The 16,515-nt window shown below is 29.2% G+C and carries 13 protein-coding genes; all 13 read left to right on the plus strand.

The features are described 5' to 3' along the window. The first annotated feature begins 43 nt into the window (after window positions 1-43). On the plus strand, window positions 44-859 hold the full coding sequence (gene purR, locus QK892_RS05265) for a pur operon repressor (RefSeq protein WP_317272488.1): 816 nt from the start codon (window positions 44-46) through the stop codon (window positions 857-859). A gap of 126 nt (window positions 860-985) precedes the next feature. Beyond that, entirely contained in the window at window positions 986-1,270 is a 285-nt protein-coding gene (gene spoVG / locus QK892_RS05270) for a septation regulator SpoVG (RefSeq protein ID WP_317272489.1), read from the plus strand. A 223-nt stretch (window positions 1,271-1,493) separates the two neighbouring features. Continuing rightward, window positions 1,494-2,864 carry a bifunctional UDP-N-acetylglucosamine diphosphorylase/glucosamine-1-phosphate N-acetyltransferase GlmU gene (gene glmU / locus QK892_RS05275; protein WP_317272490.1) on the plus strand — a complete coding sequence of 457 codons (1,371 nt, stop codon included), beginning with the start codon at window positions 1,494-1,496 and terminating at the stop codon, window positions 2,862-2,864. 49 nt (window positions 2,865-2,913) lie between these two features. After that, window positions 2,914-3,876 carry a ribose-phosphate diphosphokinase gene (locus tag QK892_RS05280; RefSeq protein WP_317272491.1) on the plus strand — a complete coding sequence of 321 codons (963 nt, stop codon included), beginning with the start codon at window positions 2,914-2,916 and terminating at the stop codon, window positions 3,874-3,876. 143 nt (window positions 3,877-4,019) lie between these two features. Continuing rightward, window positions 4,020-4,706, plus strand: a complete 687-nt coding sequence (locus tag QK892_RS05285; protein ID WP_317272492.1) for a response regulator transcription factor — start codon at window positions 4,020-4,022, stop codon at window positions 4,704-4,706. Then, window positions 4,707-6,122 (plus strand): sensor histidine kinase, encoded by a 1,416-nt coding sequence (locus tag QK892_RS05290; RefSeq protein WP_317272493.1) that lies wholly within the window; start codon window positions 4,707-4,709, stop codon window positions 6,120-6,122. A gap of 28 nt (window positions 6,123-6,150) precedes the next feature. Continuing rightward, window positions 6,151-7,275: a S1C family serine protease gene (locus QK892_RS05295; protein WP_317272494.1), complete on the plus strand. Its 1,125-nt coding sequence runs from the start codon at window positions 6,151-6,153 to the stop codon at window positions 7,273-7,275. Window positions 7,276-7,375: 100 nt separating this feature from the next. Further along, a complete protein-coding gene (gene pth / locus QK892_RS05300) occupies window positions 7,376-7,954 on the plus strand; it encodes an aminoacyl-tRNA hydrolase (protein WP_317272495.1) in 579 nt (192 codons plus the stop codon). A gap of 15 nt (window positions 7,955-7,969) precedes the next feature. Then, window positions 7,970-11,479, plus strand: coding sequence for a transcription-repair coupling factor (gene mfd / locus QK892_RS05305; protein WP_317272496.1), 3,510 nt, complete (start codon window positions 7,970-7,972; stop codon window positions 11,477-11,479). Window positions 11,480-11,575: 96 nt separating this feature from the next. After that, the gene (locus QK892_RS05310; protein ID WP_317272497.1) at window positions 11,576-12,556 is read left to right on the plus strand and encodes a peptidylprolyl isomerase; all 981 of its coding nucleotides are present in this window, start codon (window positions 11,576-11,578) and stop codon (window positions 12,554-12,556) included. 202 nt (window positions 12,557-12,758) lie between these two features. Continuing rightward, entirely contained in the window at window positions 12,759-13,307 is a 549-nt protein-coding gene (spoVT, locus tag QK892_RS05315) for a stage V sporulation protein T (protein ID WP_317272498.1), read from the plus strand. 103 nt (window positions 13,308-13,410) lie between these two features. Continuing rightward, complete coding sequence (locus tag QK892_RS05320) at window positions 13,411-14,949, plus strand: putative polysaccharide biosynthesis protein (protein ID WP_317272499.1); 1,539 nt, start codon at window positions 13,411-13,413, stop codon at window positions 14,947-14,949. A 16-nt stretch (window positions 14,950-14,965) separates the two neighbouring features. Beyond that, a complete protein-coding gene (locus tag QK892_RS05325; RefSeq protein ID WP_317272500.1) occupies window positions 14,966-16,438 on the plus strand; it encodes a bifunctional methyltransferase/pyrophosphohydrolase YabN in 1,473 nt (490 codons plus the stop codon). Window positions 16,439-16,515: the final 77 nt, after the last annotated feature.

The raw sequence follows: 16,515 nt of genomic DNA on the forward strand, positions 1-16,515 counted from the left end.
GAACAAATAATTCGGAAAATAATAAAAATGTAGGTGAGATATTTTGGAGAAATTAAGTAGAAACAGTAGAGTTGTTGCTATCACAAAAATTTTAACTGAGAATCCTAATAAAGTAATAGGATTAAACAAATTTTCAGAACTATTAAATGCAGCAAAATCAACGATAAGTGAAGATATAGTTATAGTGAGAGAAATATTAGAAAAACTAGAAATGGGAAAAGTTGAAACAATTGCTGGAGCAGCTGGGGGAATTAAATTTATTCCAGGAATAGAAAAGGAAAGTAGGAAAAATTTTGCCGAAAATCTTTGCGAAATGTTAAAAGATAAAAGCAGAATAGTTCCTGGAAACTTTATTTATATGACGGATTTAATGTATAATCCACAAATTATTAATAAAGCAGGGGTGATTTTATCTTCAGAGTTTTATGATAAGGAAGTTGATTATGTTGTTACCGTAGAAACTAAAGGTATTCCTTTAGCTTATGAAGTTGCAAGAAACTTAGGTATTCCTCTAGTAATTATTAGAAGAGATAATAAGATAACAGAAGGATCAACGGTTACGATTAATTACGTATCAGGAACAAGTGGTAGAATACAGCAAATGTCCTTATCGAAGAGATCTATGCAGCCTAAGAGTAAATGCATATTTATAGATGACTTTTTAAGAGGTGGGGGCACGGCAAAAGGGATAAAAGATCTATTAAATGAATTTGAAAGTGAATTAATAGGTATTGGAGTATTAGTTGATAATATAGGAGTTACTCAAAAGAGTGTAGATGAATATATTTCAATAGTTGAACTAAATAATTTAGATCAGGATAAAGGGATTGATGTAAAACCTTCGAGTTTAATATTATAAAATATTATATTTATTACACTAAAATGATAGAATTTTTAAAAAAATTAAAAAAATTTAAAATAAAAAGAGGATTTTAACAATTTTTATAGAATTTTATATCTATCATAGCAACGGAGGTGTAGTGCAATGACAATAACTGATGTAAGAATTAGAAAGATAGCTTCAGATGGAAAAATGAAAGCTATAGTTTCTGTTACATTTGACAATGAGTTTGTAGTTCATGACATTAAGGTAATCGAAGGACAAAATGGATTGTTTATAGCGATGCCTAGCAGAAAGACACCAGATGGAGAGTTTAAGGATATAGCACATCCTATAAATACTGACACTAGAGAAAGAATTCAAGCATCAATTCTAGAAGCTTATGAAAAAGCTAAATTAGAAGATGAAGCAGAAGCAGTTGTTGAATAATTATTAGCTAATCAAAAATAAAAGGGTCAACCCTTTTATTTTTTTGTTATTAACTAATCTATGGTATATTTTGAAGCTTAAACTTGAGATGAGAGAATTTATATTAGAGAGATTTAAGGTTGAAATACTAACATCAATACAATATAATAGAGTGAGATGTTTACGAACGTTTTTAATAAAAAATATAAATTTGTCCTTAATATTTTTTTTATGAGGTGAGCTTATGTATAAATGTGCATTGATTTTAGCTGCAGGGCAAGGAACAAGAATAAAATCTAATTTACCAAAGGTTTTACATAAAGTATGTGGTAAAGAAATGGTTAATCATGTTATTGACACTATGAGAAAAGCTAAAATAGATGATATAAATGTAATTATAGGAAAGGGAGCAGATTTAGTAAGAGAAAAAACTGCTTCAAGAAATATTAGTTATTCATTACAAGAAGAGCAACTAGGTACAGGGCATGCTGTGAAATGTGCCATTGATTTCTTAAAAGGAAAAAAGGGAATCGTAGGCGTTTTTGCTGGAGATGCTCCTTTAATCAAACCAGAAACTATTGAAAAATTATTTGATACACATATGGAAAATAATAATTCTGCAACACTTTTATCTTCTATTGTTGAAGATCCAACGGGATATGGAAGAATAGTTAGAGAAGGTAATGAAGTACTGAAGATTGTTGAGCATAAAGATTGTACTGAGGAAGAATTAAAGATAAATGAAATGAATGCAGCTATTTATTGTTTTGACATAGAAAGCTTATTAAATTCACTTGAAAAATTATCTAATGATAACAAACAAGGAGAGTATTATTTAACAGATGTTATAGGAATACTTAAGGGTGAAGATAAAAGAGTTGGTGCTTTATCTATAGATTATGAAGAAACTATTGGAGTTAATTCTAGAGTGCAATTAGCAGAAGCTGAAGAGATATTAAGAAAAAGAATTAATATAAAGCATATGGAAAACGGAGTTACATTAATTGATCCTAATTCTACATATATAGGTGATGATGTGGAAATAGGAAGGGATACTATAATATATCCGGGAAACGTACTTGAGGGAAATACTAAAATTGGTGAAGGAGTTATCTTATATCCAAATTCCAGAATTGCAAATAGTATTATTTCTAGTGATGTAGAAATTCAATCTTCTGTTATAATTGATAGCCAAGTTGGTGAAGGAACTACAGTAGGACCTTTTGCATATATAAGGCCAGAATCAGTTATTGGTAGCCATGCGAGAATAGGAGATTTTGTTGAAATTAAAAAATCAACTATAGGAAATAATACAAAAGTATCTCATTTAACATATATAGGAGATGCTGAGGTAGGTGAAAACTGTAATTTTGGATGCGGAACAGTAGTGGTTAACTACGATGGTAAGAAGAAAAATACAACTATAATAGGCAATAATAGCTTTATAGGTTGTAATACTAACTTAGTATCACCAGTGACAGTGGAGGATAACACATATATTGCTGCAGGTTCAACCATAGTTAATGATGTTAAAGAAGGTGAACTTGCTGTGGCAAGAGCTAAACAAAGGAATATAGAAGGTTGGGTAGCTAAGAGAGGTCTTACTAACAAATAGTTATTTAAATAAACAAAAGTGTTAAAAATATTAAGGAGGTCTTCATACAATGATAACCCATGGAAAAAATATAAAAATATTTACTGGAAACTCACATCCAGAATTAGCGAAAGAAATTGCTGACACATTAGGACTACCACTTGGTAAAGCAAAGGTTTCAACATTTAGTGATGGCGAAATATCAGTTGATATAGGAGAAACTGTAAGAGGAGCCGACGTGTTTGTAGTTCAATCAACAAGTTCACCAGTGAATAATAATTTAATGGAACTGTTAATAATGATAGATGCATTTAAGAGAGCTTCAGCTGGAAGAATAACAGTTGTTATGCCTTACTATGGATATGCTAGACAAGATAGAAAAGCTAAATCTAGAGATCCAATTACAGCAAAATTAGTAGCAGATTTATTAACAGCAGCAGGTGCTCATAGAGTATTAACTATGGATTTACATGCAGCTCAAATCCAAGGATACTTCAATATACCAGTTGATCATTTATTAGGATCACCAATATTAGCAAATTACTTTGTTGGAAAAGGATTCGATGATGCAGATGATGTAGTTGTTGTTTCACCTGATTTAGGAAGTGTTACAAGAGCTAGAAAATTTGCAGATAGATTACATGCTCCAATAGCAATTATTGATAAGAGAAGACCTAAGGCAAATGTATCAGAAATAATGAACATTATAGGGGACATAAAAGGTAAAAGATGTATACTTATAGATGATATGATAGATACAGCAGGAACTATTGCAAATGCAGCAAATGCATTAAAGGATTTAGGCGCTAAGAACGTTTATGCATGTTGTACTCATGGAGTTTTATCAGGACCAGCTTTTGAAAGAATAAATAATTCAGCAATAGAAGAATTAGTTATGTTAAATACTATAAAACTACCAGAAGAAAAACAAGATTTAATTAAATTTAAAGCATTATCAGTAGCACCTCTATTTGCAGAAGCAATTAAGAGAATCTATGATGATGAACCAATAAGTAAACTATTTGAAGCTTAATACATAATTGGATAAAAAGCCTCTAAGAAGCACAAACTTTTTAGAGGCTTACTATTTATATTTTTAATTATATTTTATAAATCCTATAGAAATATAGCTATTAGAATATAAATTATAATTAAGGTAAGGACGGTGTTATATTTATGAATAATAAATTAGGAAAAGTATTAATTGTAGATGACGATGATAATATATGTGAAGTTATTAATATGTATTTATTAAGTGGGGGATATGAGACGAGAATATGTCATAACGGGAAGGAAGCTTGTAATATATTTTTAGAGTTTAAACCAGAGATAGTGTTACTTGACATTATGATTCCGGGAGTGGATGGTATTGAAGTATTAAAGTGGATAAGAAAAAATAGTGAAATTCCGGTGATTATGTTAACAGCAAAAGGCGATACTTTTGATAAGGTATTAGCATTAGAACTTGGAGCGGATGATTATGTTGTTAAGCCTTTTGAACCTAAAGAGCTAATGGCAAGAGTTAAGGCTGTAATGAGAAGATATAATTATGATGAAAAAGATACAGAAATTATAAATTATTCAGATTTAGTTATAGATGCAAATTCTTATAGTGTAATATATGAAGGAAATGAAATAAAGATGCCTCCTAAAGAATTTGAACTTTTACATTATTTAGCTATAAATAGAAATAAGGTTTTTACCAGAGAACAATTGCTTTGTGAAGTATGGGGATATGATTATCCAGGAGATTCAAGAACTGTAGATGTTCATATTAAAAGGTTGAGAGAGAAAATAAAGGGTGGAATTAACTGGCAAATAGAAACTGTTTGGGGAGTAGGATATAAATTTGAGGTGAAATAGATGAAAAAGAAAAGTGTAATATATAAGCTTTTAATTACATTTTCATCACTTATAGCAGCCTTTTTAATATTAATTGGAATAGTAATATCTATTTGGATAAATAAAGAATATTATAATCAAAAATACGAACTTATAAGTAATTATATTGAAATAATTAAAGAGTCTACAACAAAATTTATAAATAATACAGATGAGACAGGATATATAGATTTAGTTAACACAATGAAAATAATCAAAATATCTGTAAATATGGATTCAATAATAATAGATAGCCAAGGATATGCATATGAAGTATCTGATGAAGATTTATCTTATCTAAGATACACAAAGATAGATATTACTGATTCAGAGATGGAATTATTAAAAAATGATACTACATTTGAAAAGGACTTTGTTAGAGATTCGAAAATAAAAGGCAGAGCATATTATATACCTATGTTTGGTAAAGGGTCTTTTAATGGCGCTGCAATACTAATAGGCAATGAAAGTAGAAGTTACGGAGGAATATATTTAAAAGTATGGATAGCTGTATTAATTGCAATTATATTTTCAGATATTATTGCTTATTATGTTGCTAAAAAGATACTAATAAATCCTTTATCAGAGATTAATAATGCAGCTAAAAAGTTTGCGAAGGGCGAGGTTGAAAAACGTATATATATAGATTCTGCTGACGAAATTGGTGAATTAGCAGAATCATTTAACGTAATGGCTGAGTCTTTAGAGACGGTTGATACTGTAAGAAGAGAATTTATTTCTAATGTATCACATGAATTAAGATCACCGATAACTTCTATAAAAGGTTTTATAACAGCAATTATAGATGGTGTCATACCAAAGGATAAGGAAAATTATTATTTAAATATAATTAATGATGAAATTAACAGGGTATCAAGACTTGTAACAGATCTTTTAGATATATCATCTATGGAGTCTGGTAAGTTTAAATTAAATATAATTAAGATTGATATTAATGAAATAATATCATTATGTACATTAAATCTAGAGGGGAAGATTCAAGAAAAGAAAATAACAGTAGAAATTATATTTAATCAAAATCACGAATATTGTTTTGGTGATAGAGATAGAATAATACAAGTTGTGACAAACTTAATAGAGAATGCAATTAAGTATGGAGATGAAGGCGGAAAAATACAAATTGAAACATACGCAAAAATAGACCATGTTTATATAAATATATTTAATACTGGACCTAATATTCCAAAAGAGGATGCAAATAAGGTTTGGGAAAGATTTTACAAGATAGATAAGTCTAGAACAAACAAAGTAAGCACAGGATTAGGTTTGCCTATAGTAAGGTTAATTTTAACTCAGCATAAGCAAGATATTTGGTTTAAAAATATACCTGACGAAGGAGTAAAGTTCACTTTTACATTAAAGAGAGCAAGTAAATAGAAAAACTATAGATGGGGTGTACGTTATAGTGAAAAGAAAGGATAATATAAATATTAATGACAGCTTTCAAGAGAATAATATTCCTACAATAATATTTAAGAGAAAAAATATAAAATCTAGAATCATTTTATTGTTAAAGATATTAGCTTTTTTAACTATTACAACTACTATAAGTATAGTAATTTCTCTCTTAGTATTCAAATATAAATATGAAATAACAAATAATAGAACAGATAATATAAGTATTAATGAAGAGTATTCTAAGGCTATAGATAATGTGAAAAATTCTTTAGTAACCATAGGAGGTAGTAAAGAAGATTTATCTAAGAATGAATATATAGATGGTAATGCAACTGGAGTAATAATTGATAAAGATGGGCGTATATTGACTAATTATTCAGTAATAAAGGATTTAGAGGAGATATATGTTAACTTACCTTTCATTAATTCAGAGCCATTACAAGCGAATATATTTTATAGAATTGAGGATAGAGATATAGCTGTGCTTAGTGTTAATTTTTATGAAGATTTAACTCCTATAAAAGTTGTATCTAGGGATAATATAATTGAAGGGGAAAACGTTCTATTAATTAGTAATTCAACTTCAGATGAGTATATAGATAACTTAGTGCCAGGCGTTATTACATCTAAAAATAGACAATTAGAAGTAAATAATGAAAAGTATAATTTAATTGAAGTTAATACTCCGATTAATAAATTTAATACTGGTGGAATAATAACTAATTTAAATGGTGAAGTTATAGGAATTGCAAGCAAAAAGGTAACTGAATCTATGAATGTTGAAGGGTTATACTATGCTATGGATTTGAGTTCATTAGAAAAAAATATTGATTATGCAAAAGAATTAAAAGAAATATTAGGAATATTAGAAGGAAAATTTGTTGAGGTGGATAGTAGAGGAAATTATGGAGGCTTATATGTGGCTAGAGTAGATAAAAAAGGAAGCTCATATACAGCTGGATTAAGACCAACCGATATAATAATTGAAGTAGATGGAGAAAGATTTAGTGGTACTAGTGAAGTTTTAAAAATGGTTAAAAATAAACAAAATGGAGATACTGTAACCTGTAAGGTAATGAGATCAGGAGATGTTATAGATATGGATATAGTATTGAGTAATATTAACAAATAGCAACCTTAAGTGGAGTTGCTATTTGTTAAAAGCCTTTTATTATTGTAAAAAACTAGTATAATATAAAATATGCAAACAATCAGTAGGAGGATGAAGTGCTATGTTTTTAGTTGTGGGTCTAGGAAATCCAGGAAGAGAATATGATGGAACTAGACATAATATAGGATTTGAAGCGATAGACTATCTAGCTAGGAAGTATAATATAGATATAAATAAGTCGAAATTTAGAGGTATATTTGGTGAAGGTTTTATAAATGGACAAAAAGTAATATTATTAAAACCTACAACATATATGAATTTAAGTGGAGAAAGTATAAGAGAAGTAATTAATTTCTATAAAATTGATAATGAAGAAATTATTGTTATATATGATGATATAAGTTTAGAGATTGGAAAGTTAAGAATTAGAGAGAAAGGCAGTGCTGGTGGCCATAATGGAATAAAAAGCATAATAGCAAATATGGGAGTAGATATTTTTCCAAGAATTAAAATCGGCGTAGGACAACCTAAAGGTGATTTAGTTTCTCATGTATTAGGAAGATTTAACAAAGAAGAAGAACAAGATCTTAAAGAGGTTATTGAAGCATCAGCTAAGGCTGTAGATATAATAATAAAATATGGAACTAAAGAAGCAATGAATGAAATGAATGGATTTAAGCTATCAAAAAATGAGTTATAAGGATGGTGTATTTTAATGAGATTAAAGGGGGTATTACAACCTTTAAATGAAAACTCTATTTTTAATGAAATAGTATCTAGCATAAAGGATAAAAAGTATCCAATTAATATAAATGGATTATCTGATTCTGGGAAAAGCTATAGTATATTTGGTATTTATGAAAATATAAATTCACCTATGGTGATATTAACTAATAATGATATGGAAGCGAAGAATATATATGAGGATTTAAGTTTCTATACAAATGATATTTATTACTTTCCAGCAAAGGAAGTAGTTTTCTATAATATAGACGCTATATCAGGTGACTTAAGATGGGAAAGACTGAAAGTAATTAAGGAAATTTTAAATAATACTAATAAAATAATAGTAACTTCAATAGATTCTTTAACATCGGTTTATACACCTAAAGAGTTATTTGAGGAATATAACATAAAATTAAAGATTGATGATGAAGTTGATTTTAAAGATTTATCTAAAAAGCTTTTAGAATGTGGTTATGAAAGAGTTGAGTCTGTTGAAGGAAAGGGAGAGTTTTCTTTAAGAGGAGGAATATTAGATGTATTTCCACCTATATCGACATATCCATATAGAATAGAGCTTTTTGGTGATAGTATAGATTCCATAAGAACTTTTAATACGGAATCACAAAGAAGTATTGAAAAAGTTGAAAGTATGGAAATATTCCCTGCAAAAGAAGTTATTATTAATGAAGAAGCATTGAATAGAGCAAAAGAAAATATTCTAAAGGAATTAGAAGATGTTAAGTCTAAGAGTAAATCTGATGAAGAAAGAATAGAAAAGCTTCAATCAATAATAAGAGCCAATGTAGAATCTTTGACTGAAACTTTAACATTTGAAACAGTAGATAGTTATTTGCCTTACTTTTATAAAAAGACAGATAGCTTCTTTGACTATGTAAAAAATTATATATATGTTGTGGATGATGTTAAAAAGTGTGAAGGTAAAATTGAAAGTTGCTACTTTGAATTTAGAGAAAATTATGAAGCCTTCTTACAAAGAGGGGGAATATTACCTTCACAAATCAAACTACTATTAGACAAAGAGGAACTTATTGAAAAGTTAGGATTACAGAGGACTATAACTCTAGATGTATTTGATGTTAATAGTAGATTATTAAATCCATATAAAAAATACTTATTGAATTCAATTACATTAAATAGTTATCAAGGTCAGTTAGATCTTTTAATAGACGATATAAAAGATAAGAAATCCAAGGGATATAGAACTGTAATATTATCAGGTACAAGGCCAAGAGGAGAAAGGCTAGTTAATACCCTAAGAGATAGAGGTATTGAAGGTGTATATAGAGATGATGTAAGTTCTATAGGTCTAGGGGAAGTAGTAATTACTTTTGGAAACTTGCTAAAAGGATTTGAATATCCAGAACTAAAATTATGTATTATTTCTGATAAGGATGTATTTGGTGAAGCTAAAAGAAAGATAGCAAAGAGAAAGACTAATAAAAAGGGTATAGGTAAAATAAAAAGTTTTGCAGAACTTAAGCTAGGAGATTATGTAGTTCATGCAAATCATGGTGTAGGTGTTTACAAAGGTATTAAGCAAATCGAAGTAGGCGGACATAAGAGAGATTACCTAGATATAGTTTATGATAAAGGAGATAAGCTATATGTACCTGTTGATCAATTAGATTTAGTTCAAAAATATATAGGATCTGAGGGAAAAACTCCTAAAATAAATAAGCTAGGAAGTGCTGAGTGGAGCAAAGCTAAGGCGAAAGTAAGAAAATCTATAAATGAAATTGCACAAGATTTAGTTAAGCTATATGCAACTAGAGCAACACTAAAGGGACATAAGTATAGTAAAGATACAGAGTGGCAAAGACAATTTGAAGATGAATTCCCATTTGAGGAAACACCAGATCAATTAACATCTTTAGAAGAAATTAAGAAGGATATGGAATCGGATAAGCCAATGGATAGGCTTCTTTGTGGTGATGTTGGATATGGTAAAACAGAAGTAGCGGTAAGAGCTGCTTTTAAAGCTGTAATGGATGGAAAACAAGTTGCCTTTTTAGTACCTACAACCATACTTGCAGAGCAACATTACAAAAATATGATTAAGAGGTTTTCAGATTTTCCTGTAAAAATAGATATGATAAGCAGATTTAGAAGTGCAAAAGAGCAAAAAGCAACACTTCAAGCTGCTAAGGAAGGTAATGTAGATATTTTAATTGGAACTCATAGATTAGTATCTAAAGATATAGTATTTAAGGATTTAGGATTATTGATAATAGATGAAGAGCAAAGGTTTGGAGTTGCCCAAAAAGAGAAGATAAAGAGTTTAAAGAAAAATGTTGATGTACTAACATTAAGTGCTACACCTATACCAAGAACTCTTCATATGTCACTTACAGGAGCAAGAGATATTTCGGTAATTGAGACTCCTCCAGAGGAAAGGTATCCTATTCAAACATATGTAGTAGAACAAAATGATCAGTTGGTTAGAGATGCTGTATTAAGAGAAGTAAATAGAGGAGGCCAAGTTTACTATGTATATAATAGAGTAGAAAGCATAGAATCTATGGCAAAATACTTATCAGACTTGATTCCTGAATGTAAAGTAGGAATTATACATGGGCAGATGACTGAAAGACAATTAGAAACTGAAATGGTAAGTTTTATGAATAGGGATTATGATGTTTTAGTATGTACAACTATTATAGAAACTGGTATAGATATTCCTAATGTCAATACTATGATTATTCATGATTCAGATAAAATGGGCTTATCGCAGCTTTATCAATTAAGAGGTAGAGTAGGTAGATCTAATAGAATTGCCTATGCATATTTTATGTACACAAAAGATAAGGTTTTAACAGAAATTGCAGAAAAGAGATTAAAAGCACTTAAAGATTTCACAGAGCTTGGGTCAGGTTTCAAAATAGCTATGAGAGATTTGGAAATTAGAGGTGCTGGGAATATGATGGGTTCAGCACAACATGGACATATGGCATCTATAGGTTATGATTTATATTGTAGAATGTTAGAAGACACTATTAAGATAATCAAGGGTGAAATAGAAAAAGAACCTATTGAAACAACAGTAGATTTAAAAGTAGATGCATATATTCCAGGTACTTATATTGAAGATGAAATTCAAAAAATTGAAGTGTATAAGAAGATTGCAGCTATAGAAAGTATTGATGATTACATGGATATTAAGTCAGAACTTGAGGATAGATACTCAGAAATCCCAGATTCTGTTTATAATCTAATGGATATAGCGTATATTAAGAGTAGAGCAAAAATGCTGTCTATTGAAGAAATTAAGGAGACTCCGAAGGAAATTAGATTTATTTTTGCAGATGGCAAGAATAATTTAAATAAAATATATAAGTATTTACTAGAACATTATAAGGATAAAGTATTCTTAATGTTTGGTGAAAAACCTTATTTTGGTGTTAGAATTTCTGAAGTAAAAAAAGAAGGCATACTTGACTTATTTAAGGAAATATTAAATAGCTTAACAAAGAATATATAAAGTTAATTATAAATTGTATAACTGTCACAATATTGATATACTATTTATGTATAATAAATAGGGTTTAACAAATTAAATAGAAATGAGGGAACATCATTGATTAAAATTAAGAAAATAATAGCTATGGGAGCCTTAAGTATTTTTGCTTTTTCAGCATTTGGATGTGAAATGATACAAAAGACACCAGAAGCAATAAAAAACACAGTATTAGCTAAAGTTGGGGATATCAAAATTACAAGAGGCGAAGTAGATGAAATAGCAGATCCATATTTGGAATCATATTATGGTGCAGATTATGATACAAATGCAGAAGTAGCTAGTTATGTTAAAGAGCTTAGAACTGAAGCAATAAATTTATTAGTAGAACAAAAACTTATGTATAAGAAGGCTGAAGAGCTTGGCGTACTTCCAACACAAGAAGAAATAGATGAAGAAACTAACACATATATTGCGGATTTAAAAGAAAGTCTAGGTGGAGAAGATGCATTCAACACTGCTTTAGAAAATGCAGGAATGACTTTAGAAGAATATACAGAACAATTAAGTAAAAGTATGGAAGATAACCTAATAAGAGCTAAGGTTAATGAAGAAATATTTAAAGATGTAACTGTAACTGACGAGGAAATAAAAACTTATTATGATGAACACTTAGATAGCTTTAAGAGTGCAACAGTATCTCATATCTTAATAAAAGATGAAGCAACAGCTAAAGAAGTAAGAGAAAGAGCTGTAAATGGTGAAGATTTTGCTACGTTAGCAAAGGAATATTCAGAAGATACAGGTACTAAAGAGAATGGTGGAAGTTTAGGAACTGTAACTTATGATACAACTCAATATGTTCAAGAGTTTACAGATGCATTTAAGGCATTAGGTGAAGGTGAAATTTCAGACCTTGTACAAAGTACTTATGGATATCATATAATAAAAGTTACTGATATAAAACAAGAAACTTTAGATGAAGCAAAAGATACAATAAAGAGTACGTTAGAAACTGAAAAGAAAAATGAAATATATACTACTTCTATTGAAGAGTGGAAAAATGAATATAAAGTTAAAACATACGAGAATAGATTATAATAAACATATAAACAATAAATATTTGGCATACATTTAAATAATTTCTTATGGAGTCGGCTAATTACTAGTCGATTCCTTTTTTCATTATAAATTACCTAATATTTTTTAATTAAATAAAAATTGGTTATATGGGTATAAAATTTCTGATAAGTCAAATAATAATATTGCAACTAATTATTAAATAAGGAGGTAGCTCATAATAATGAAAGCAACAGGGATTGTTAGACGTATTGATGACTTAGGAAGAGTTGTAATACCTAAAGAAATTAGAAGGACCTTGAGGATTAGAGAAGGAGATCCTTTAGAGATTTTCACTGATAGAGAGGGTGGAGTTATTTTAAAGAAGTACTCACCTATTGGAGAATTAACAGATTTTTCAAAGGAGTATGCTGAAAGCTTACAGCAATCAATTGGACATATTGTATTAATAGCAGATAAGGATGCATTTATATCAGTAAGTGGAGTATCTAAAAAGGAATATATTGAAAGAAAGGTTAGCCAGGAATTAGAAAAAATAATGGAAGAAAGAAAAGCTGTTTTAATAACAGATGAAAGTAAGATTATTCCGTTACATAATGACGAAGAGGCAGGAAAATATGCTAGCCAAGTAATATCTCCTATAATAGCTGAAGGAGATGCAATAGGAGCCGTTATTATCTTATCAAAGGAATCTGGTGAAAAGGTAGGAGAATTAGAGTTAAAACTAGCTGAAACAGCTTCAGCTTTCTTAGGTAAACAAATGGAACAATAAAAATAAATAATTAAATAAATATAAAGTTATCAATAAAAAGTAATAATACCTCCAAACTTAAAATAAAAATGATTAAAAGCAATTTTAAGTTTGGAGGTATTTTATGAAAAAACAATCGCTAATAAAAGCTAGTTTGGTACTTGGAGTAGCTGGAATAGTAGCAAGATTTTTAGGTTTATTCTTTAGATGGCCATTAATTATGCTTATAGGTGATGAAGGTGTAGGATATTATCAAATGTCATATCCTTTGTACATGTTTTTTGTAGCTATAGCTTCCGGAATTCCTGTAGCTATTTCTAAGATGATTTCAGAGAAAAAAGCAAAGGGAGATATAGAAGGCATATTTGTAACGTTGAAGGAATCTACTATTTTGATGATGCTATTAGGAGGTGGGACAACTCTTCTACTATTTGTTTTTGCAAAGCCTATTATAAATTTTGTTCAATGGGATATGAAGTCTTACTATTCTCTTTTAGGAATATCATTTGCACCTTTTGTTATTTCAATTATGACTATATATAGGGGGTTCTTCCAAGGACTTCAAAACATGACTCCTTCAGGGATTTCACAAATACTAGAACAAATAGGAAGAGTGATAATAGGAGTTGGACTTGCTATATTATTATTACCTAAGGGCATAGAATATGCAGCAGGTGGTGCAGCATTCGGTGCAGCGGCAGGTGGTGTTATAGGTGCGAGTTATTTGTATGAAAGATATAAAAAAGTTAAGAAGGAAATGTGGAACAGAAAGGTTAGAAGTAATCCAGAAGTTCTTACATCTATATTAAAAATAGCGCTTCCTATTTCTTTAGGGGCTACAGTAGGTACTATTATGAGTCTAATTGATTCTATATTGGTCCCACAAAAGTTATTACAAGCAGGTTTATCATCAGAAAATGCAACTATTTTATATGCACAACTTACAGGAAAGGCAAATGTCATAACAAATATTCCTTTAACCTTATCAATGGCTCTTGGGACAGCTTTAATACCTATAATAGCTGAGAAGTATATAATGAATAGAAGAGATGAGTTAGAGTCAAAGATTCAATTATCTATGAAAATGTCAATCCTTATAGCTATGCCATGTACATTAGGGCTTTTTTTTCTTGCAGGACCAATAATGAAGGTTATATTTCCCGGTAGGTATGATGGGATATTGATTTTAAAGTATTTATCATTATCGGTACCATTTATAATTTTAACTCAAACCACTACATCTATTATGCAAGGAGTTGGATATTACATTAGGCCTATAATTAACTTATTTATAGGATGTATAGTTAAGGTAATATTAACTTTTGTCTTAGTTCCAATGCCGGAAATTAACATATATGGAGCTGTTATAGCTAGTATTTCTGCATATTTAGTATCTACTATATTAAATTTAATTTCTTTGAGAAAGAGACTAAGATTAAATCTAAATATATATAAGACTTTTATTAAACCTATAATAGCTGCAATTATTATGATCATTGGTGTTTTATTCTCCTATATTTATATATTTAATAAGACTAATAGCAACACTTTTGCTTGCTTAATATCTATATTTTTGGGTATTATTATATATGTAATATTAATATTAATACTTAGAATATTTAGTATAGATGATATAAAAAATAGAATTATTAAAATTAATTAAAAGGAGAGAAAACCTAATGATAAAAATAATAGGTTTAGGACCAGGAGCACCAGATGCTTTAACTATTGGAGCAGTTAGAGCACTAGAGGAAGGGGAAAATATATATTTTAGAACAGAAAAACATCCTACTGTAGATTACCTAAAGAAAAGATTAAGTAATTTTAAAACATATGACCATTATTATGAAAGCTTAGATAACTTTGATGAAGTTTATAAAAGTATAGCTAATGACATAATAAAAAATCAAAAAGAATTTGGAGATATAATTTATGCTGTCCCTGGACATCCTTTAGTAGCAGAAAAGTCAGTATTTAATCTTATTAGCTTATGTGATGATGAAAATATTGAATACGAGATAGTTCCTGCTGTGAGCTTTATTGATGCTATGATGGATGTATTGAAAATAGATCCTATTGAAGGTTTAAAGGTTATTGATGCCTTTGATATTAGCAATCAAGTTTTAGATAAAAGAATTGGCACTATAATAACTCAAGTGTATAATCCTTTAATAGCATCAGAGGTTAAACTTAGATTGTTGGATTATTATAATGATGATACAGAGATAGTATTTGCTAGAGCGGCAGGTATAGAAGGTGAAGAGTCTATTAGAAGGATACCAATATATGAGCTGGATATGCAGGAAGATATAGATTATTTAACTTCGATATATATACCTAAAGATGTTGATAACAAAAAAGATTTTAATGACTTAGTGGAAATAATTGATACATTAAGAGGCGAGGATGGCTGTCCTTGGGATATGGAACAAACGCATGAAAGTATAAAAAATCAAATATTAGAAGAAGCATATGAATTAGTGGATAGTATAAATAATGATGATATAGATGGAATGATAGAAGAACTAGGAGATGTATTATTGCACGTAGTATTCCATGCTTCTATTGGCAAAGATGATGGATATTTCAATATTTATGATGTCATAGGTTCTATATGTAATAAAATGATATATAGACATCCGCATGTTTTTGGAGATGGAGAAGTTTCAAATAGTAAAGATGTTTTAGAGAAATGGGATGACCTAAAGAAAAAAGAGAAACAATATAATACTATTACAGATGAAATGAATGCCATAGCAAATGCGCTTCCAGCTTTGATTAGAGCTCATAAGGTTCAAAAAAAGGCTGCAAAGGTCGGATTTGATTGGAGCAAGGTGGAAGAAGCTGCTCTGAAGGTGGAAGAAGAATTAAAAGAGGTATTAGATGTATATAAATCCAATAACAAGGAAAAAATAAAGAATGAAGTAGGAGACTTGATCTTTGCTTGTGTTAATGTAGCAAGGCTGTTAAAGGTAGATGAAGAAGAGGCATTAAATTCAACTATCAAAAAATTTATAAATAGATTCTCTTTTATTGAACAACAAGCGATAAAAAATAATAGAAATTTAAATGAAATGACATTAGAGGAAATGGATAAATTCTGGGATGAAGCAAAAAATAAAGAATTTAATAAAAATAAGAAGGATTTATAAATTTTTTGAAGAATAAATATTATAGTGATTTATACTATACTATAAGGAACTTATTGTAATAAATAGAGTTTATAACA

This window comes from Clostridium lamae (assembly GCF_033043255.1).
GTDB lineage: Bacteria > Bacillota > Clostridia > Clostridiales > Clostridiaceae > Clostridium > Clostridium lamae.